The sequence below is a fragment of the Halocalculus aciditolerans genome (assembly GCF_014647475.1).
Taxonomy (GTDB): Archaea; Halobacteriota; Halobacteria; order Halobacteriales; family Halobacteriaceae; genus Halocalculus; species Halocalculus aciditolerans.
This window is the reverse complement of record NZ_BMPG01000001.1, coordinates 529,753-549,388: the sequence shown is the minus strand read 5'-3', so window position 1 is coordinate 549,388 and position 19,636 is coordinate 529,753. Positions and strand designations below refer to the sequence as shown.

Genomic DNA, 19,636 nt, shown 5'->3' with positions numbered 1-19,636 from the left:
CCGCCACGAGCGTTCCGCGAGCGAGCGTTAACGAGACGGCTTTGCCGTCTCGTTCGCCAACCAGAAATCTCCGATTTCTGGTGATGGCTCGCTCGTTCCTCGCTCGCGGCTCAGGCCAAGAATACGTGTCGCGGGCGGTCCGCGAGGACGTCGCGGCCCCACTGGACGGTGTCGCGGAAGGCGTCGGAGCGGAAGAAGGCCATGGCGTCCGCTTTGGACTGCCAGCGGGAGTCGATGAAGAAGGCGTTCTCGTCGTCGGTGTCCTGGAGGAGTCGGGTTTCGTCGTGGCCGTCCTGGCCGGCGAGGGCGTCGCCGACGGCGTCGAACTTCTCGACGAAGTCCTCGCGGTAGTCGGGTTTGACGGTGTAGAACATGCCCATGGTGCCCCAGCCGTCGTCGGGGTCGGCGACGCGGCTGGTGACGTCGGGGAGGTCGGCGAGGAAGCCGGCGGCGGTGTCGGCGGCGCTCTGGGTCTCCCAGAGGGAGACGACGGCGGCGGGGCCGTCGCCGTCGACGGGCGCGTAGACGTCGGTTCCCTCGTGGGTGTCGTAGTGGTCGAAGGATTCCGCGAGCCCCGCGACCTCTTCTTCGAGCTCGTCGAGGTCGGCCTCCGAGTAGAGGCCGACGGCGTAGACGTCCTCGCCGTGGGGTTTCCCGGCGTAGACGTCGAGGTCGGCGAGTTCCTCGCGGAGGGACGCCTCGCCGTCTCCGTCCTCAGACCCCTCCGAATCGCCGCCGTGGTCGTGTCCGCTCTCGCCGTGCGCGCGGTCGTTGCCGTGGTGACCGCCCTCGCCGTGGTCGTGTCCGCTCTCACCGTGCGCGCGGTCGTTGTGGTGGCCGTGGTGTTCCCCGGTCGCCTTCTCCTCGTCGGGGACGGGGACGGCGTCGCCGGCCATGTACGCGTGGAAGTCCTCGGGCGGGAAGCGGCGGCCGACGTAGAAGGAGCCGAACTCGCCGTATTTAGACGAAGCCTCGTCGAAGCGCATCTCGTAGACGATGTCCTTCAGGTGGGTGGGGTCGTCGCTGAAGAGGGTGACCCCCCACTCCCAGTCGTCGAGGCCGACGCTGGACGCGATGACCTGTTTGATCTTGCCGGCGTACTCGCGGCCGACGTCGCCGTGGCCGGCCATGAGGTCGGCGCGCTCGTCGAAGTCGAGGTCGTACCAGTTGTACTCGGGGTCGCGGCGCTTGCTCATCGGGTAGAAGGAGACGTAGGTGTCGTCGGGGATTTCCGGGGTGAGCTTCCCCTCGATGTAGCGGCGGAGGCCCTCGTCGACGGCTTCGGGGTCGGTGAAGTACTCGTCGGAGACGTAGCCGGAGACCTCCGTGACGGAGACGTAGGAGTACTCGCGCTCCGTGTAGCCGGCGAACTCGGTGGCTTCGAAGGAGCGCTGAATCTGGTCGAGTTCGTCGAGCGTGGGGCGGAAGTGGACGAAGAGGAGGTCGGCCTTGTTCCCCGTGACGGTGAAGACCGCGGAGTCGCCGTCGTCGCTTCCGGCGAGGCGTTCGCGGTGGTTCTGGAACTGTTCGGCGGATTCGACGGCCGCCTCGCGGTCGCGTTCGGGGGCGTCCCGCCAGGCGTCCCAGTCGACGCTACGGAAGTCGTGGAGCGCGTACCAGCCTTCCGCCGTCTCCGGAGCTTCAACCATATCTCGTTCTTGGAGGGCGTCCGCCAAGGGTTTTTCCAGTTCGTCGAACCGCCGCTCCGTGACCCGAAACGCTTTCCCGACGCGCGTGGGAGGTTCGGACGAATGCGGAAGAGCGGACCGCCTAAAGGCCTCGTCTCGTACCTCGTCCTCGAACTCCTCGCGGAACGCCCGAGATACGGCTACGAGATACTGAAGGAGATCACGGAGATCAGCGGCGGCCACTGGGAACCCTCCTACGGTTCCGTCTACCCCATCCTCTACAAGTTCGAGGACAACGGCTGGGCGGAGCGCGTCGAACGCGAGGACGAACCCGACCGGAAGTACTTCGCGCTCACCGAGGCCGGCGAGGACGAACTCGCGGAGAAACGGAAGGAGGTCGGCGGCACCGGGCGGGATTTCGCCGACGTCATCCTCGGGTTCTACCACGTCTTCATGGCGCTCGCGACCGACGACCGCTTCCAGATAGAGAACCCCGAGGACGGCTGGCAGTTCGACGAGACCTTCTCCGCGTGGATCGTCGAGCAGATGGTCCGCCACCACGACTGGAAGTTCGACGTCTTCGAGCGCATCGAGGACACCCCCGAGGAGTTCTACGAACGCATGGGCGTCGACTACGACGACTAGCGAATTTCCGGATTTTCGACGGTCGAACAAACTGGGCCGCCGCAGGTATCGACCGGTGAGACGTTTACGTGTCGAAAGTCCGCGCGACGACCGCCGGCGACGGCCGGCCGGACGATGCCTCTAGGTGGGAAATCGAAAGGGGCGGTCGGCTGCGGGTGAGCGAGCCACCGGCGAGCGAGCGGGACGCGGTCGTCGGCAGGGTTCCCGCGAAGCGGGATGCCGACGACCGGGCCGCAGCCGGCCGGGGCTTTCGGGGACACCGACGGCGGAGTTAGCTGCAGAAGCGGGACGGCGGCGACAGCCACAGCAGCCAAAAGCTGCTTACGACAATAATTGCGGGCCGAAGACCATGATGAGGAGGCTGACGAGCATGGTGAGGCCGACGGTGGTGGTGACGGTGCGGACGGCGCTGGGTTTGTCGTCGACGGGGAGGCGTGAGACGACGGCTTCGGTGCTGGTGCGGAGGAGGTGGCCGCCGTCGAGGGGGAAGGCGGGGATGCAGTTGAACGCGCCGAGGTTGAGGTTGATCCAGCCGGTCCAGAAGAGGACGTTCGCGAGGATGAAGACGAGGGGTTCGAAGCCGGAGAGCGGGCCGGTGACGGTGTAGAAGTTCGCGTTCACGTCGACGAAACCGGCGAAGTTGTAGCCGAAGCCGGCGGCGACCGCGCCGAGGAACGGGAGGAGGAGGAGGTAGAGGCCCTGCTGGGCGAAGTTGACGTCGAGGTCGCCGCCGACGATGTCGAGGAAGGTGGCGGCGGGGTAGAGGTCGACGCCGAAGTCGCTCGTGTCGAGGCCGGAGACGCCGACGTAGCTGGTGACGCCGAGGAAGCCGGTCTGGGTGTTCGTGTTGGGGTTCTCGCCGAGCGTGACGGTGTAGGTCTGTTTGGTGCCGTCGACGTAGGCTTCGACGGTGACGTCGTCGCCGGGGTGGGTGTCGGCGAGGGCGGTGGAGACGTCGCCGCCGGTGACGACGCGGTCGCCGTCGAGGTGCGTGATGACGACGTGCTGGTTCGCGGTGAGCGCGGTGTCACGGGCGAACGGGCCATCGGGGGCGACGACGGCGAGCGCGCCGACGGGCCCGGTCGCGGTGGTCGTGCCGGAGGCGTTCGTGGTCGTGATGGTGGCGACGGTGCGGTTCTGGAGGGCGTCGCGGAACTCGGGTTCGGTGTTGACGGCGGTGCCGTTGACGCGCTCGACGGTCGAGTTCACGCTGAACGCGGCGAACGGCGAGACGTTCTCGACGACGCCGGTGACGAGGAGGTCGCGGTCGACGGTGGTCGACTCGCCGCCGGCGAGCGTGACGGAGACGGTTTCGGCGCGAGTGGCGGAGAGGACGCGGTCGAGTTCGGAGTTGTTCGCGACGTCGACGCCGCCGACGGCGGTGATGCGGTCGCCCTGGTCGATGCCGGCGCGGTCGGCGGGCGACCCGGGAATCGTGCCGCCGACGGCCGCGCCGGGCGCGACGGCGATTGCGCCGACGACCGGGCCCATGAGGAGCGCGAACGCGAGGACGGTGACGAGGAAGTTGTTCGTCACGCCCGCGGCGAACATCCGCGCGCGACTCCCGCGGTCGGCGTTCCGCTGTTCTTCCTCGTCGGGTTCGACGAACGCGCCCATCGGGATGACGGCGAGGAGGACGACGCCCATCGATTCGACGCCGATGTTCCCGACGCGGCTCAGCACGCCGTGGCCGCCCTCGTGGACGACCATGCCGATGAGGAGGCCGAGGACGATTTCGGGGGCGACGGAGAGCGGCAGGAAGTCGTTCACGCCGGGGATGACGAGGACGTTCCGCGGCTGCGTCACCGCGCTCGGCTCCGGCGGATTGAGGAGAATCATCACCGCCTGCACGACGAGGAGGACGAACGCGCCGACGCCGACGACGAGCGCGAGGCCCAGCCCGAAGTTCCCCCAGGCGCGCCACGCGCGCTTCGGCCGGGCGAGCCAGTCGAGGAGGTCCTTCCCGCGTTGCGTGTGAATCGTGAGGAGCGGCCCCATCGTCCCCACGGAGTCCGGGAGGACGCCGCGGTTCCGGAGGGTCGCGACGACCAGCCAGTAGAGACCCAGACCGACCGCCACCCACAGCCACGTATCCATTACTCGGCGTAACGCGTGGACTCGGGAAAGGCATTGTCCTCTGCGCCGAACGCGACGGAGAGCCCGTCAGGCGTCGCGGCGGAGAGGCCGTCAGGCGTCGCGGCGGAGGCGGTCGACGACGAATTCGGTGTCGAGGTCGGCGAGGAACTGCCCGAGCTTCGGGCCTTCGTTCTCGTCGAAGAAGAGCCGGTAGCCGGCGGTGAAGAAGTCCCCGATGTCGACGTCGTGGCGTTTCGCCGTCTCGTAGATTTCGCCCTGGAGCGTCTCGCCGTCGGGCTCCTCGGCTGCGACGAAGTCCGCGAGGTCGTCGAGCGCGTCTTCCACGCGCTCGTCGAAGTCGTGGTCGGGGAGGTGGGAGCGCGCGAGCGTGTAGTTGTACTGGTTGTCGGTGCGCTCCGCCCACTCGCGGGCGAGTTCGACGCGCTGGAGCGCGGCGTCGACGGCGTCCTCGCTCGCGTCCTCGGGGATGTGGCCTTCGCGGCGCGCGGTCGCCTCCCGGAGCGCCGGGTCGTCGAACATCCCGAGCACGGCCGCGAACGTGAACGGCAGGCGAATCGGGCGCTCCTCGGTGTCCTCGACGAGGAGGGGGTAGACGCGCTCTGCGAACGCCAGCTCTCGCTCCGTGCCGTCCTGCTCCCCGTAGTAGCGGGCTTCGAGCTGGTCGAACTCGTCGACGAGCTGGTCGAGCCGCGAGACGTCGAAGTCACGCGCCTTCGTCGGGTCCTTCGCGAAGAAGTATCTGAGGACGGGAGTTTCGAGCATCCGCAGCACGTCCTGCACGAGGATGACGTTCCCGGCGGACGACGAGAAGGGCTCGCCGTTCAGCGTGAACCACTCGTAGACCATCGGCACCGGCGGTTCCTCGCCGAGGACGTTCCGGGAGATGTCGACGCCCGACGGCCACGACCCCTCCGCGTGGTCCTTCCCGAACGGCTCGAAGTCCACGTCGAGGACGTCCCACTGCGCCGGCCACTCGAACCGCCACGGGAGCTTGCCGTCTCGCAGTCCGGCTTCGCCCTCGTGCCCGCAGCCCTCGATGGTCTGGTCGCCGGCTTCGAGGTCCGTGCATTCGTAGGCGACGACGCCCCGGTCGAGGTCGATGTCCGTCACCGCCCCCGTGACCTTCCCGCACGACTCGCAGATGGGGTTGAAGGGGACGTAGTCGTCGCCCGCGGAGTCCTGGTACTCGCTCAGGACGGCGGCGGCCTCCGCCTGGTGGTCGAGGAGGAACTCGGTGACGCCCTCGAAGTCGCCGTCCTCGTAGAGCGCGGTGTTCGACACCATCTCGACGTCGACGTCGAGGAGCCGCGCGGACTCCACGATGAGCGTCGCGAAGTGGTCGCCGTAGGAGTCACAGCAGCCGAAGGGGTCCGGGATATCCGTGTAGGGTTTCCCGAGGTTCCGGCCGAGCGCGCCCGCGTTCACGTCGCCGAGGTCGACGACGTTCCCATCTAAGTCTGCGAGTTTCCGCGGGAGGCCGCGGAGCGGGTCGCGGTCGTCGGAAGTGAAGATCTGGCGGACGTCGTGGCCGCGCTCTCTGAGGACTTCGGCGACGAAGAACCCGCGGAGAATCTCGTTCATGTTGCCGAGGTGCGGGACGCCGGACGGGGAGATGCCGCCCTTGATGACGACGGGGTCGTCCGGGTCGCGGGATTCGACGACGTCGGCGACGGTGTCCGCCCAGAAGACGTGGTCGCCGGTGTCCCGGAGGATGTAGGGGTCGTCCACGTCCACGTCGGCGTCGGCGTCGGCGTCCGTCATGTTAGCGCGCCCAGTAGGAGACGTCGTCCTCGGTGCCGGCGGGGACGATGTCGGTGCCCTCGTGCTCGCCGTCGAGGACGGCGCGTTCGATGCGTTCGGGGTCGGTGCCGTCGAGGACGATGGTGCGCATCCCGGAGCGCTCGATGAGTTTCGCGGCGAGCAGGTCGACGGGAGCGTTCGCGCCGGCCGCCATCTCGATGTCGGCGATGACGTCGACGAGGTCGCCGGGCGTGATCTGGTCGAAGCGCTGGGCCGTGTCGTCCTTCTTCGGGTCGGCGCTGAAGACGCCGGGGACGCTCGTGGCGAAGACGAGGAGGTCGGCGTCGACGTACTCGGCGAACGCGGCGGCGACCGCGTCGGTCGTCTGCCCGGCGACGACGCCGCCCATGACGGTGACGTCGCCGCGGCGCATCGCCGCGCCCGCGGTCTCGTAGTCCTCGGCCGGGCTCGGCGCGGCGACGTCGCCGAGCGCGGAGATGAGGAGGCGCGCGTTCAGGCGCGTGACGGCGATGCCGATGTCGTCCAGTTGGATCTCGTTCGCGCCGAGCTCTCGCGCGGCCCGGATGTACTGGCGCGCGACGCCGCCGCCGCCGACGACGGTGCCGACGTCGATACCTTCGTCGTCGAGACGCTCGACGACGGCCGCGTGCTCGTTCACTCGCTCGTGCTGTAAGTCGGGCGCGAGCACGCTCCCGCCGATTGAAATCACGACTCGCATTCTTACTCCGGATACCGGCGAGGCGGCCATAAGGGTTCTCACATCCACGCCCCACCGACACGGCTTCACGCGCCCCAAGGGGTGACGGTGGACGCGGGGGTTTTCCCGTCGGGAGCCAGTGCACTCGACTATGATTCAGGTGTCGGCACCCGCGCTGAAGGCGATGCTGGGGCTGGCGCTCGTCGCCGCCGTCGTCGTCGGTCTCGTGCGGTACGGGCGGGGGCGGCGACCGACGCGCTTCCTCGGTGGCGTCGTCGTCGTCGCGCTCGCGGCCGCCGCGGGCCGCACGGCGACGACCGCCCCGCGTCTCTCGCCGCGGCTTCGAACGACCGCGCTCGTCTTCGCCGCGCTCTTGCTCCTCGCGGGCGTCGGGTTCGCGCTCGACGCGGTTCGCTCGGACCGCGTGACCGTCTGACGGCGGGAGGCGAAACCGACATACTCGCGGCTCACGTCCCGTCCCGTATGCACGTGCTCGCGCTCGCGGCCCCCAGTGAGAGTCGGGACGCCGCGGCGGCCACGCTCCGAGACGCGCTCGCGGAGGCGGGCCGAGTCGGCGTCGTCACCGCCGGCTCGCTGGAGACGCCCGACCACGACACCTACACGGTCGACGGCGCAGCGTGGCGCGGGAGCGGATCGGGCGGCGGCCTCACCGACGCGCTCGACCGGCTCGCTCGCGACCACGACTACGCGCTCCTCGTCGGCTTCCCGGACACGCGGTTCCCGACGGTGAGCGTCGGAGCCGACACCGACGTCGACGACCCCCTCGTCGACGCCGACGCGCTCGACGACCTCGACCCCGCGAGCGTCGTGGACGCGCTCGACGACACCGAGCCGCTGGAGACGCTCGACTCCCTCGTCGCCGACCTGAAACGTCACCCGGACGCCGAATACGCCGGCGCGGTCGCGACCTTCACGGGACGCGTCCGCGCGAAAGAAGGCCCTGACGACGACCCGACGACGGAGTTGACGTTCGAGAAGTACGCGGGCGTCGCCGCCGACCGCCTCGACGCCATCCGCGACGACCTCACCGACCGCGAGGGCGTCATCGAAGTGGCTTTCCACCACCGCGTCGGGCCCATTCCCTACGGCGACGACATCGTCTACGTCGCCGTGCTCGCCGCGCACAGGAGAGAAGCGTTCCGCGCCGTCGAGGACGGCATCGACCGCCTCAAAGGCGAGGTCCCGATATTCAAAAAGGAGGTCACGGTCGGCGACGAGTTCTGGGTCCACGACCGCTGACCGCGCCCCGCTTCGGACCGCGCGCGCCGCCGACCGGCCCGCCGCGACCCCGTCGGATCCGCGATTCACCGCCGATTTCGCGGCCCGAACACACCGCTCCGAACCCCGCGTCGAAAACAGGAATTACCGCCCCTGATAGCTCGATAAAAAGTCTAAACGTCTCTCAGTGGTTCGTAAAAGGTCCGTGAAACGTCAGACGCCGGGTGAATTGTGTCGAAACGACCCTAGCGTTCACCCCTTTATATCCCCCGGCGGCCGGTACGAGGGAGTGAGGTGTCACAGATGAGCGCAACCGTATCCTCCACCGACGCCGTTCAGCCCGAGTCGAAAGAAGCCCGCCTCCTCGCGTACCTGCGCGAGCGGGCGGCGGACGGCGAGCTCTACTTCAAGAGCAAGTTCATCGCCGACGACGTCGACCTCTCCACGAAGGAGATCGGCGCGCTGATGGTGAAGCTCTCGGAGAGCGCCACCGACCTCACCATCGAGAAGTGGTCGTACACGTCCGCGACCACGTGGCGCGTCGAGTCGGCCTGAACACCCTGAATCGCCCTGAGAACTCCCCGTCTCCAGCGAGCCCGACCGGCTCGACTGTCCGTTCCGACACACCTTTCTCCGGCCGTCGATTGCGCTGAGACGTGTCTTTCGCCGCCGCAGTGACGACCGCCGTACTCCCGGTGCTGCTGATCGCGAGCGTCGGCTACCTCCTCGCGTCCGTGCGCGACATCGACGTCGACGGCCTCGGCACGGTCGCGGTCTACATTCTCACGCCCGCGCTCGTCTTCGACTCGCTCGCCACGACCGACCTCGGCGGCGGCTCCATCGCCCGCATCGCCGTCGGGTTCGTCGTCGTGGTCGCCGCGCTCGCCGTGCTCGTCGAAGCCCTCGGGCGGCTCCGCGGGCGCTCCGTCGGCGAGCGGAGCGCGCTCGTGCTCACGTCCGCGTTCCCGAACTGCGGGAACTACGGCATCCCGCTCTGCGCGTTCGCGTTCGGCGCGGTCGGCCGCACGACCGCCGTAATCTTCGTCACCGTCCAGTCCGTCGTCGTCTACACGCTCGGCGTCTGGATCGCCTCGCGCGCCGGCGGCGGCCGCGGGCTGGCCGCCGTCCGCGAAGTCTTCAAGCTCCCCTTGCTCTACGCCGTCGTCGCCGCCGCGCTCGCCCGCGCGCTCGACCTCGTCCCGCCGAGCGGCTCCTCGCTCATGGACGCCATCTCGATGGTCGGCGACGCCGCGATTCCCGTCATGCTCCTCGTGCTCGGCATCCAGCTCGCGAACACCGACGCCGGCGCGTCCCTCCGCCGCGTCGCCACGCCAACGACCGTGAAACTCGCCGTCGCGCCCGCTATCGCCGCCGCGGTCGCCGTCGCGTTCACCCGCGTCGGCTTCGGATTCACCGACTCAGCCATCGGCCGCGCGTTCGTCCTCGAGTGGGCGACCCCGGCGGCCGTCACCCCGCTCGTCCTCACCGTCGAGTTCGCGCGCGACGCCGACATCGGCGGACTCAGCCCGCCCGAATACGTCAGCAGCGTCATCTTCGTCACCACCGTCCTCAGCGTCGCCACCGTCGCCGCCGCCATCGCCGTCCTCGAATCCGGAGTGCTAGGAATATAACCGCCGGCGAGGCATAAATCGGACAATGACTGGCGAGGCCGGTGACGCGCCCGCCCCGGAGGCGTTCGCGTCCGTCTTCTCGACGTACGAAGTCCACGAGCGCGAGGACGGCGGTGCCGTCTACTACGGCGAGCCCCTCGTCGACGAACGCGAACTCTACCGCGCCGTCGCGCCGCTCTTCGACGACGCCGGCTACGACGTGCAGTTGAACTACCGGACGGGCGAGTTCGTCCTCGTCGCCGAGCCGCAGGCGGAAGCCACGGAGGGGTTCCCGTGGACGAACGTCGCGCTCGCGCTCGCGACCATCGTCTCCACGCTCTACGCCGGCTCGATGTGGTACTACGTCTCCGACCCGCTCTCCGCCGACATCCTTCGGGCGGTGCCGTTCACGCTCGCCGTGATGGGCGTGCTCGGCATCCACGAGTTCGGCCACTACGCCGCCTCGAAATACCACGACGTCGACGCCACCCTCCCCTACTTCATCCCCGTGCCGACGCTCATCGGGACGATGGGCGCGGTCATCCGGATGAGGGGCCGCATCCCGAGCCGGAGAGCGCTCTTCGACATCGGCGTCGCCGGGCCGCTCGCCGGCCTCGCCGCCACCATACTCACCGCCGCCGTCGGTCTCCTCCTCGGCCCCATCACCGTCCCGCAGGCGCTCCTCGACGCCGCGGCGAGCGGGAACGCCGTGAACATCGAGTTCCACTACCCGCTCCTCATGCACGGCATCGCGTGGGCGCTCGGCGAGCCGCTCGCCTACCCGAACGACCCGACGAAAGCCGTCAACCCCGTCGTCATCGGCGCGTGGGTCGGGATGTTCGTCACCCTCCTGAACCTCATCCCCGTCGGCCAACTCGACGGCGGCCACGTCCTCAGCGCCATGCTCGGCGACGCTCACGCGCGCGTCGCCGGCCTCGTCCCCGCCGCGCTCTTCGCGCTCGCCGGCTACCTCTACGCCTTCACCGACGCCGGCCAAGCCGCCTTCGTCTGGGTGCTCTGGGGCGTCATCGGCCTCTTCATGGCGTGGCGCGGCTCCGTCCCCACCATGGACGACCAGCCGCTCGACCGCAGACGCTTCGCCGTCGGCGTCCTCACCTTCGTCCTCGGCGCGCTCTGCTTCGTTCCCGTTCCCATCCAGATAACACCGCTCTAAGCGGGCGGTTTAGAGGGAGTTGCTCCTGTCGGAGTGACAGAGACGACACCTCCGAAAGCGCTCGTCCTCGCGAGTTCTCGATACCCCTCCGACGTAGCTGAGTGATAGGCATCGGCGGCGGTGTCCGCGGCCTCACTCGACGCCGGTGTGGGTGTAGCCCTCGTCGGGGAGCGGGTCGCCGTCGAGCGTGACGTCTCGGTCGGTGACGTCGCCGACGACGGAGAGCGGGACGTCGAGGCGCTTTTCGACTGCATTAACGGCGTCCTCGGGGAGGGTGACGACGAGTTCGAAGTCCTCGCCGAACGTGAGCGCGCGCCGGAGTCGGTCACCGTTCGAGAGTTCGTCGGCGACGGGAACCCGGGTCGAGTCGACGGCGAACCCGACGTCGCTCGCTTCGGCGAGTTGGTGGAGCGAGCGCGCGAGGCCGTCGCTCGAGTCCATCATCGCGCCCGCGTCGTCGGCGAGGACGCGGCCCGCCGCGACGCGCGGCGTGAAGCAGAACAAGTCGTTCGCGAGTTCGGTGTCGCCGGCGTCGAAAGCGTCGAGCGCCGCCGCGGAGCGGCCGAGCGTCCCCGTGACCGCGACGACCTCGCCGGGCGTCGCGCCGTCCCGCCCGACCGGCCGGTCGGTCTCGCCGATGGCGGCCGTGGACGCCGTCACCTCCTGCGTGTCGTCGAGGTCGCCGCCCACGTATTCGGTGTTCACGGCCTCGCAGACGTCGGTCGCTCCCTCGACGAACGCCGTGATCTCTCCCTCTTCGAACCGCGGCGCGCCGTACACGGCGACCGCCGCCGTCGCCGCCGCGCCCATCGCCGCGACGTCCGAGAGCGACGCCCCGACGGACCGCCACCCCATCGCGTAGTAGGACGTCCCCGCCGGGAAATCCGTCCGCTCGTGCAGCATATCAATCGTGATGACGGTATCGCCGACGACGGCCGCGTCGTCGCCCGCCGCGTCCACCAGCCCGCCGACGACGGAGAGCGCCGCCCGTTCGTCCATACACTCCGACTCCCCGTGAACGAGTAAAAACCCCGCGGGACGGGCTGATTCGTCGTCGGTCGGTGGGTTTACCCTCGCGGCGCGAGTCCGGCCACGTAATGGATTTCGACACGCGGGGTATCGCGCTCGGCTTCGTCGGTGCCGCCGCCGTGCTCGCCGTACTCGTCTGGTACGTCGGCGTCGGCGACCTCACCGCCGCGTTCCGTATGCTCTCTGCGACCTCTCTCGCCCTCATCCTCCTCGCCGGCCTCGCCTGGCTCGCCGCCTGGGGAATGGCGCTCCGCCGCGTCCTCGCCGCCCTCGGCATCGACGCCTCGATCACCGACGGCTTCCTCCTCTACGCCGCCGCCGCGTTCGCGAACAACGTCACGCCCTTCGGGCAGGCCGGCGGCGAACCCTTCTCCGCCCTCCTCATCTCCCGCGCCACGAACTCAGAGTACGAACGCGGCCTCGCCGCCATCGCCAGCGTCGACTCCCTCAACTTCGTCCCCAGCATCGTCATCGCCCTCATCGGCCTCACCTACTACATCGCCACCGTCGCCGTCGGAAACAACGTCCTCCTCGTCCTCGGCGTCGTCGTCGGCCTCGCCGTCCTCGTTCCCACCGTCGGCTACCTCGCGTGGCGCTTCCGCACGCGCCTCCAGCACGCCATCGCCGGCGCGATCACGCCCGTCGTCACCACGCTCGCCCGCGTCGTCCCCAGCATGGACACCGTGAAACCCCCCGCCATCCGCGACCGCGTCGCCTCCTTCTTCACCTCCATCGAACGCGTCGCCACCAGCCGCCGCGACATCGCCATCTCCCTCGGCTTCTCCGCCGTCGGCTGGCTCTGCATGTGCCTCGCCCTCTACCTCTCCCTCCGCGCGCTCGCCCCCGACAGCGCCTTCCCCGGCTTCGTCGTCCTCGTCGTCGTCCCCGTCGCCACCATCGCCTCCATCACCCCGCTCCCCGGCGGCGCGGGCGGCGTCGAGTTCGCCATCGTCCTCCTGCTCGTCCCGACGACCGGCATCGACGCCGCCACCGCCTCCGCCGCCGCCATCGTCTACCGCGGCGCGACCTACTGGTCTCCCACCATCATCGGCGGCCTCTGCGCCGCCCTCCTCCAAGGACGAACCCACCGATAGTCCGCCCGAACCCCACAACTCCCCACCGACCCGCTCGTTCGCGCGGACCAGAGTTACTAACGATGGCTTTAAACTTCGCCGCCGAGAATTCGGGAACATGGTAACCCTCTACGACGCCCCCGCCGACGACCTCATCGAGGAGGTCGCCGCGGACCTCGAGGACCGATTCGACGCCCCGGACTGGGCGAACTTCGCGAAGACCGGCGCGGGCCGCGAACTCCCGCCCGAGCAAGAGGACTTCTGGCACGTCCGCGCCGCCAGCGTCCTCCGCAAAATCGCGACGAACGGCCCCGTCGGCGTGCAGCGCCTCACCACCGAGTACGGGAACACCCGCGACGGCAGCATCCGCTACCAGGTCGCCCCGTCCAAGCGCTCCGACGCCTCCGGCGCGGTCATCCGCACCATCGTCCAGCAGCTCGAAGACGAAGGCCTCGTCCAGGAGAAAGGCAGCGACGGCCGCGTCGTCACCGGTGACGGCCGCAGCCTCCTCGACAACACCGCCGCCGACGTCCTCGAACAGCTCGACCGCCCCGAACTCGAGCGCTACGCCTAACGACCTTTTACGCTACGCGCGCCTCCGGCGCGCTCGGTAAAAGCTCGACCAAAAGCACTTCTCCTTCGGTTCGCTCGTTCCACTCGCTCCCCTCAGTCGTCGGCCTCGCGCTCGCCGCTGGCTCACGCGAGTGAACCGCTTCGCTCGGGTTCTTCGAACCGCTCGCTCGCGGATGCTCGACGCGTGGTCTGTCGCGTCTCGGTTGTGTGGTCGTCGACGTGGCTGCTGGCGAGCGAGGCGGTCGTTCGGGATGCGCGAGCTACCGCCTGCGAAGGAATTTTGACGCTTCAGTGGGTAGATTGAACCACTATGAGTGGGAACTCCGACGAGGACCGACTGGACGAGATTCGCCAGCAGAAGATGGAGCAGTTGAAAGAGCAGCAGGGCGGCGGGCAGGGCCAGGGGCAGGCGGAGGCCCAACAGCAAGCCCAACAGCAGGCGGAGCAGCAGAAGAAGGCGATGCTGCGGCAGTACCTCAGCGACGACGCGCGCCAGCGGCTGAACTCGGTGCGGATGACGAAGCCGCAGTTCGCGGAGAAGGTCGAACAGCAGGTGCTCGCGCTCGGGAAGTCCGGGCGGCTGCAGGGGCAGATCGACGAAGAGCAGATGAAGGAGCTGCTCCGCGAGCTGAAGCCGGAGTCGAAGTCCTTCGACATCTCGCGGCGGTAGCTCGATGGACTGCGGGGTGCTCTTCAGCGGCGGGAAGGATTCGACGCTCGCCGCGTTAGTACTGGAGGATTTCTACGACGTGACGCTCGTCACGGCCGGGTTCGGCGTGACGGACGACTGGGAGCACGCGCGGGCGGCGGCGGACGACCTCGGGTTCGCGTTCGAGCGCGTCGTGCTCGACGAGTCGGTGGCGGCGGACGCCGTCGAGACGATGGTCGACGACGGGTTCCCGCGGAACGGGATTCAGGCGGTGCACGAGCACGCGCTGGAGGTCGTCGCCGAGCGGAAGTACGACGCGGTCGCGGACGGGACGCGGCGCGACGACCGCGTTCCGACGGTCTCGCGGGCGAGCGCGCAGAGCCTGGAGGACCGCCACGGCGTGGATTACCTCTCGCCGCTCACGGGCTTCGGGCGCGGCGCTATCGACGACCTCGTGGAGCAGGAGCTCGTCGTGGAGTCGGGACCGAGCGAGGAGGTTCCGAAGGGCGACTACGAGACGGAGTTGCGCGCGCTCATCGAGGACCGAGAAGAGGGGAGCGTCGCAGAGGTCTTCCCGGCGCACGAGCAGACGCGCGTGACCGGACGGCGCTGAAGCGTCACGCCCCGCGCGAGCCGAACCTCGGCGGTCCTCGGTGTCCGCGCGTGCGGCGTACTCCCGTGGACGGCGGTGAATCGAACGCCTCTTCGGGATGCTTCGACTCTCTCCGGATATGGCTGCCGGGCTCTTCTACGCGCTCGCCGCGGCGTTCCTCTGGGGGGCGTATCTCTTCGGGCTGAAGCGGTACTTCGACGACTACCCCGGGCCGGTCGTCATCGTGCTCGTCGACGGGCTCGCGCTCTGCCTCTACCTCCCCGTCTCGACGGCTATCGGCGGCGTCCCGGACGTGCCGGCGTTCGGCGTGGAGGCGGCGGTACTGGTCGTCGCGGCAATCGCGCTCGCGGCGCTCGGCTTCCTCACGTTCCTGCGCGCGCTCTCGGGCGGCGACGTCTCGCTCGTCGCGCCCGTCTCGAAGACGGTGCCGGTGTTCGTCCTCCCGCTGGAAGTGCTCTTCTTCGACGAGTTCTTCGGGCCGCTCCAGGTGGCGGGTATCGTCGTGGTGACGGCGGGCGTGTACCTCGCGAACTACCGGGGCGGCGGCGTGCTCACGCCGCTCGAAAACCTCGTGTCGTCGCGCGCGGTGCAGTTCGCGCTCGCGTCGGCGGCGTGCTACGCCGTGAGCGACCTCGCGAAACGCGTCGTCCTCCAAGACGCCGGCGTCCCGGTTCGAGTGTGGGTGCCGCTCCAACTCGGCGGCATCGCCCTACTGGTCCTCCCGCTCGCGCTCCGCCACTGGCCGAGCGGCGTCGCCGCCGACCTGCCGAAGTTCCTCGTCGCGGCCGGCGTCGTCGCGCTCGCCCAGCAGACGACGGCCGTGACGTTCGCCGTCACGTCCGCGAGCGTCGCCTCCACCGTCATCAACCTCCAGGCGGTCGTCGCGGTCGTCCTCGGCGGCATCGTCCTCGGCGAAGAACACCTCCGCACGCGCCTCGTCGCCGCCGCGCTCGCCGTCGCCGGCGTCGGCCTCATCGCCCTCTGAGCGCGGGCGGAGAGCCCGGAAACGGAAGGGTTCAAACGCCCGCCGGCAGAAGACGAGAGTATGTACGACCGACTCAAGGGGTTCCGTGACTTCTACCCCGGCAAGATGCGGGCGCGCCGCGAGGCGATGGACGCCGTGGAGGCGTCCGCCGCCGGCTACGGCTTCCGCGAAATCGACACGCCCGCCCTCGAACGGATGCAGATGTACGTCGATAAATCAGGGGAAGAAATCGCCGACGAGCTCTACTCCTTCACCGACCAGGGCGGACGCGACGTCGCGCTCACCCCCGAGCTCACGCCGACCGTCGCCCGCATGGTCGTCGCGAAGGGGCAGGCGCTCAGCAAGCCCATCAAGTGGTACTCGACGCGGAAGTTCTGGCGGTACGAGGAACCCCAGTCGGGCCGGAATCGGGAGTTCTACCAGACGAACGTCGACATCTTCGGGTCGAGCGAGCCGGCGTCGGACGCCGAAGTGCTCGCCGTCACCTCCGACGCCCTCCGGAATCTCGGCCTGGGGAGCTCGGACTTCGAGTTCCGCGTCAGCCACCGCGACATCCTCGGCGGCCTCCTCCGCTCCTTCGACGCCGACGTCGACGTCCGCGCGGCCATCCGCGCCGTCGACAAATCCGAGAAAATCGACGCCGACGAGTTCCACCGCCTCCTCCGGGACGCCGGTCTCACAGACTCGCAGGCCGTTCGGTTCGACGACCTCCTCGACGCCGGCGAGAACGACCTCGACGAACTCGTCGACTTCGCCGGGGAGAACGTCCAGAGCGCCGTGGAGAACCTCCGGAACGTCCTCGCCGCCGCCGAGGACTACGGCGTCAGAGAGGACTGCACCGTCTCCCTCTCCACCGCCCGCGGCCTCGACTACTACACCGGCGTCGTCTTCGAATGCTTCGACCGCACGGGCGACGTGAACCGCGCCGTCTTCGGCGGCGGCCGCTACGACGACCTCATCGAGTCCTTCGGCGGCCAGCCCACCCCCGCAGTCGGCGTCGCCGCCGGCTACTCCACCCTCTCCCTCCTCCTCCAGCGCGCCGGCGTCTGGCCCGACGAAGAACTCCGGACTGATTACTACGTCCTCTCCGTCGGCGACGTCCGCCCCGTCGCCCTCGACGTCGCCCGCGACCTCCGCGCGAAGGGCCACACCGTCGAGACCGACGTGTCCGACCGCAGCTTCGGCTCCCAGATGAACTACGCCGACTCCATCAACGCCGAAACCGTCGTCATCGTCGGCGAACGCGACCTCGAAGACGACGAGCTCACCCTCAAAGATATGGAGACCGGGAATCAGGTCGCCGTCCCCGTCGACGACTTCCCCGACTACGAACGGCCGACCATCGAGGATTACGAGTAACGCGGTCCAGAGGCCGCCGAAGGCGGCCGAGAACCGCGGAAAAGGCGAACGGCGAGCAGAGCGAGCCGTGAGCCAGCGCGACTGAGCACGGTCGGAAGCGAGCTCCCCCCTGCTCGCACTCGCTAGCGCTCGTGCGAGAACCGCGAGTGCGCGCGTTCCGAGAGGGTCGACGTCGCGTTGCGCCGAGGGTTCAAGTGTGATGGGGCGGCGAGGAGCGCGTATGCCGTGACTGTGTACCGCCGGGCGTCCGCGGGAGTGCGACAGCCGTCCGGTGTTCGGGGGTCGTCGCCTGTCAGCCCCAAGCGAACGAGGGAAGACGCCGGGTCTCGTTCTTCCGTGTATGTTGCGGCGTGCGTTCCGCGTGGCGTACGACGGGCGGCCGTACTACGGCTTCCAGCGGCAGCCGTCGGTGTCGACGGTGGAGGACGCGATGTTCGACGCGCTGCGGAAGCACGGCGTGCTCGACGACGGAGAGGGCGCGCCGTCGGGGTACGCGGCGGCCGGACGGACGGACGCCGGCGTGTCGGCGCGGGCGCAGACGGTGGCGTTCGACTGTCCCGAGTGGTTGACGCCGCGAGCGTTCAACGGCTACCTCCCGGAGTCGATTTACGCGTACGCGAGCGCGGACGTTCCGGGTGACTTCCACGCGACGCATCACGCGCGCTCCCGGTCGTACGAGTATCATCTCTACGCTCCCGAGAGCGATGCAGAGCTCGCGGCGGCCGCGCTCGACCGGCTGCGCGGGGAGCACGACTTCCACAACCTCACGCCGGACGACGCGGGGACGGTGCGCGACCTCGACTGCGGCCTCGTCGTCGACGGCGACTACTTCGTGCTCTCCTTCGAGGCGAGCGGGTTCCCGCGAGCGCTCGTGCGGCGGGCGACGACGCTCGTGCAGAGCGTGGCGTCGGGTGCGGCCCCGCTCGACCGCGTCGACGCCATCCTCGGCGCGGAGCCGGTGGACGGACGGCTCGGCGTGCCGCCCGCGCCGGCGTTCCCGCTCTTCCTCGCGGACGTCGCCTACGACGTCGAGTTCACGGTCGACGAGCGCGCGCTCCGGGACGCCCGCGAGGCCTTCGAGACCGCGTCGAGCGACGCGCGGACGCGGAGCCGCGTCTACGGCCGCATCGCGCAGATCACCTAGTCCCAGTCGGCCGGCCAGATTTCGGCGGCCTCCATCCCGGGTTTCAGGTCGCGGTCGTGGAGGCGCTCGCGGACGCCGTCGGCGTCGAGGCGGTCGACGTCTCGGCCGCTGAGTTCGCGGACGAGGAGCGCGGCGAGCAGGCCGTGTTCGCGGATGTCGCGGGCGTCGGCTTTGTCGCGCGTGTCGGCCGCGGTGTGTCCCCAGCCTCGGTCCCGCGAGCCCGTGGCGGAGTAGAGTTGGAGGGCGGGGACGCCGCGGCGGACGAACGGCCAGTGGTCGCTGTAGGGATGGAGGTTCTCCTGAACGTCGACGGGTCGGTTCGCGGCGTCGGCGACGGCTGCGGCGAGGTCGGCGAAGGCGTCGGTGCCGTGCGGGAAGACGCGGAGGCCGCGGGCGCGACCCGCGCCGTCGACGTTCACGACAGCCTTCACGGTGTCGAGAGCGAGTTCGTCGGCGAGTGCGTCCGCGCCGAGGAGGCCGACTTCCTCGCTGCCGACGCCCGCGACGCGGACGCGGCAGTCGAGGTCGTCCTCGATCTCGCTCAGAACGCTCGCGGCGGCGACGACGGTGGCGACGCCGCAGCCGTTGTCGAGCGCGCCCTCCGCGATGTCGTGCGCGTCGATGTGCGCGCAGACGACGATTTCTTCTGCCGTGTCGGGGCCGAGGACGCCGTGGACGTTGTGGCTCTCTCCGGCTCTCGTCTCGGCGTCGACGGTGAGGGAGAGTTCGCCGCCGTCGGCGGCGTACTCGGTGAGCCACGCGCCCGTCTCCTTCGACACGCCGACGCCGGGGACGGCGGCCTCCTGATTGAAGCGGAGGCTGCCCGTGGGCGGGAGTTGGCCGTCGAGGTGGTTGTGGAAGACGAAGGCTTCCGCGCCCGCGGCGGCGGCGTGCCCGAACTTCTCCATGCGGTGGATGAACCGCTCGCTCTCGGGCGGGGAGTCGGTGGCGGCGAGCGCGACCTTCCCGGCGAGGTCGGCGGCCTCGATTTCGGCGGGGGTGCCGTGGCCGACGTCGACGAGTTCGGCGTGAACGTCGCCGCTCGGCGAGTAGGGGAGCGCGATGGCGGGGAAGTCGCGTTCGACGGGGCTGGTGACGGCGAGTTCGGTGCGGCCGCGCCGCCAGGCGCGCATCGGGAAGCCGTCGACGGTCACGTCGCGGCAGCCGATGTCGTCGAGGGCGTCGGCGACGGTTTCGGCGGCGGCGCGCTCGCCGGGGCCGCCGGCCATCCGGTCGTACTGCGTGAGGTCGCTGAGCACCTGCCACGGCCGGTCGTCGGCCCAGGCGCGGCCGAGCGCCGCGGCGAGCGTGTCGTCGAACATAGCGGAAAGAGGGGACGGGACGGCCTTAACTGTCGGCG

19 protein-coding genes are annotated in these 19,636 nt (G+C 69.6%); 13 read left to right on the top strand and 6 right to left on the bottom strand.

The window, feature by feature from the left end:
• Positions 1 to 110 precede the first annotated feature (110 nt).
• Complete coding sequence (locus tag IEY26_RS02710; RefSeq protein WP_188975590.1) at positions 111 to 1,649, bottom strand: heme-binding protein; 1,539 nt, start codon at positions 1,647 to 1,649, stop codon at positions 111 to 113.
• Between the two features lie 102 nt (positions 1,650 to 1,751).
• Between IEY26_RS02710 and IEY26_RS02705 the strand changes: the two genes are divergently transcribed.
• On the top strand, positions 1,752 to 2,273 hold the full coding sequence (locus IEY26_RS02705) for a PadR family transcriptional regulator (protein WP_188975588.1): 522 nt from the start codon (positions 1,752 to 1,754) through the stop codon (positions 2,271 to 2,273).
• A gap of 321 nt (positions 2,274 to 2,594) precedes the next feature.
• Here the strand turns inward: IEY26_RS02705 and IEY26_RS02700 are convergent, their stop codons facing one another.
• From IEY26_RS02700 to pyrH, 3 genes are all read right to left on the bottom strand, one after another.
• Positions 2,595 to 4,370: a site-2 protease family protein gene (locus IEY26_RS02700; RefSeq protein WP_188975586.1), complete on the bottom strand. Its 1,776-nt coding sequence runs from the start codon at positions 4,368 to 4,370 to the stop codon at positions 2,595 to 2,597.
• Positions 4,371 to 4,460: 90 nt separating this feature from the next.
• Positions 4,461 to 6,131 carry a lysine--tRNA ligase gene (lysS, locus tag IEY26_RS02695; RefSeq protein WP_188975584.1) on the bottom strand — a complete coding sequence of 557 codons (1,671 nt, stop codon included), beginning with the start codon at positions 6,129 to 6,131 and terminating at the stop codon, positions 4,461 to 4,463.
• Between the two features lies 1 nt (position 6,132).
• Positions 6,133 to 6,849 carry a UMP kinase gene (gene pyrH, locus IEY26_RS02690; protein ID WP_188975581.1) on the bottom strand — a complete coding sequence of 239 codons (717 nt, stop codon included), beginning with the start codon at positions 6,847 to 6,849 and terminating at the stop codon, positions 6,133 to 6,135.
• A gap of 130 nt (positions 6,850 to 6,979) precedes the next feature.
• Between pyrH and IEY26_RS02685 the strand changes: the two genes are divergently transcribed.
• From IEY26_RS02685 to IEY26_RS02665, 5 genes are all read left to right on the top strand, one after another.
• Positions 6,980 to 7,264: a hypothetical protein gene (locus IEY26_RS02685; RefSeq protein WP_188975579.1), complete on the top strand. Its 285-nt coding sequence runs from the start codon at positions 6,980 to 6,982 to the stop codon at positions 7,262 to 7,264.
• Positions 7,265 to 7,311: 47 nt separating this feature from the next.
• Positions 7,312 to 8,088 carry a molybdopterin synthase gene (locus tag IEY26_RS02680; RefSeq protein ID WP_188975578.1) on the top strand — a complete coding sequence of 259 codons (777 nt, stop codon included), beginning with the start codon at positions 7,312 to 7,314 and terminating at the stop codon, positions 8,086 to 8,088.
• Between the two features lie 282 nt (positions 8,089 to 8,370).
• On the top strand, positions 8,371 to 8,622 hold the full coding sequence (locus IEY26_RS02675; RefSeq protein WP_188975575.1) for a DUF7123 family protein: 252 nt from the start codon (positions 8,371 to 8,373) through the stop codon (positions 8,620 to 8,622).
• Between the two features lie 101 nt (positions 8,623 to 8,723).
• Entirely contained in the window at positions 8,724 to 9,698 is a 975-nt protein-coding gene (locus IEY26_RS02670; protein WP_188975573.1) for an AEC family transporter, read from the top strand.
• A gap of 25 nt (positions 9,699 to 9,723) precedes the next feature.
• Entirely contained in the window at positions 9,724 to 10,851 is a 1,128-nt protein-coding gene (locus IEY26_RS02665; RefSeq protein WP_188975571.1) for a site-2 protease family protein, read from the top strand.
• A gap of 132 nt (positions 10,852 to 10,983) precedes the next feature.
• Here the strand turns inward: IEY26_RS02665 and thiL are convergent, their stop codons facing one another.
• On the bottom strand, positions 10,984 to 11,850 hold the full coding sequence (gene thiL / locus IEY26_RS02660; RefSeq protein ID WP_188975569.1) for a thiamine-phosphate kinase: 867 nt from the start codon (positions 11,848 to 11,850) through the stop codon (positions 10,984 to 10,986).
• A gap of 98 nt (positions 11,851 to 11,948) precedes the next feature.
• Here thiL and IEY26_RS02655 point away from each other — a divergent pair, with 98 nt between their 5' ends.
• From IEY26_RS02655 to truA, 7 genes are all read left to right on the top strand, one after another.
• Positions 11,949 to 12,974, top strand: coding sequence for a lysylphosphatidylglycerol synthase transmembrane domain-containing protein (locus IEY26_RS02655; protein ID WP_188975567.1), 1,026 nt, complete (start codon positions 11,949 to 11,951; stop codon positions 12,972 to 12,974).
• A gap of 97 nt (positions 12,975 to 13,071) precedes the next feature.
• Complete coding sequence (locus tag IEY26_RS02650; protein WP_188975565.1) at positions 13,072 to 13,527, top strand: 30S ribosomal protein S19e; 456 nt, start codon at positions 13,072 to 13,074, stop codon at positions 13,525 to 13,527.
• Positions 13,528 to 13,836: 309 nt separating this feature from the next.
• Positions 13,837 to 14,196 carry a DNA-binding protein gene (locus IEY26_RS02645; RefSeq protein WP_188975563.1) on the top strand — a complete coding sequence of 120 codons (360 nt, stop codon included), beginning with the start codon at positions 13,837 to 13,839 and terminating at the stop codon, positions 14,194 to 14,196.
• A 4-nt stretch (positions 14,197 to 14,200) separates the two neighbouring features.
• A complete protein-coding gene (locus IEY26_RS02640; RefSeq protein ID WP_188975561.1) occupies positions 14,201 to 14,788 on the top strand; it encodes a DUF7411 family protein in 588 nt (195 codons plus the stop codon).
• Between the two features lie 118 nt (positions 14,789 to 14,906).
• Positions 14,907 to 15,773 carry an EamA family transporter gene (locus IEY26_RS02635; RefSeq protein ID WP_188975558.1) on the top strand — a complete coding sequence of 289 codons (867 nt, stop codon included), beginning with the start codon at positions 14,907 to 14,909 and terminating at the stop codon, positions 15,771 to 15,773.
• A 60-nt stretch (positions 15,774 to 15,833) separates the two neighbouring features.
• Positions 15,834 to 17,132 (top strand): histidine--tRNA ligase, encoded by a 1,299-nt coding sequence (hisS, locus tag IEY26_RS02630; protein ID WP_188975556.1) that lies wholly within the window; start codon positions 15,834 to 15,836, stop codon positions 17,130 to 17,132.
• A gap of 340 nt (positions 17,133 to 17,472) precedes the next feature.
• Positions 17,473 to 18,276 (top strand): tRNA pseudouridine(38-40) synthase TruA, encoded by an 804-nt coding sequence (truA, locus tag IEY26_RS02625; protein WP_188975554.1) that lies wholly within the window; start codon positions 17,473 to 17,475, stop codon positions 18,274 to 18,276.
• Here the strand turns inward: truA and IEY26_RS02620 are convergent.
• Positions 18,273 to 19,598, bottom strand: coding sequence for a M28 family metallopeptidase (locus IEY26_RS02620; protein ID WP_188975552.1), 1,326 nt, complete (start codon positions 19,596 to 19,598; stop codon positions 18,273 to 18,275). The two genes, truA and IEY26_RS02620, sit on opposite strands and share 4 nt — an antisense overlap.
• Positions 19,599 to 19,636: the final 38 nt, after the last annotated feature.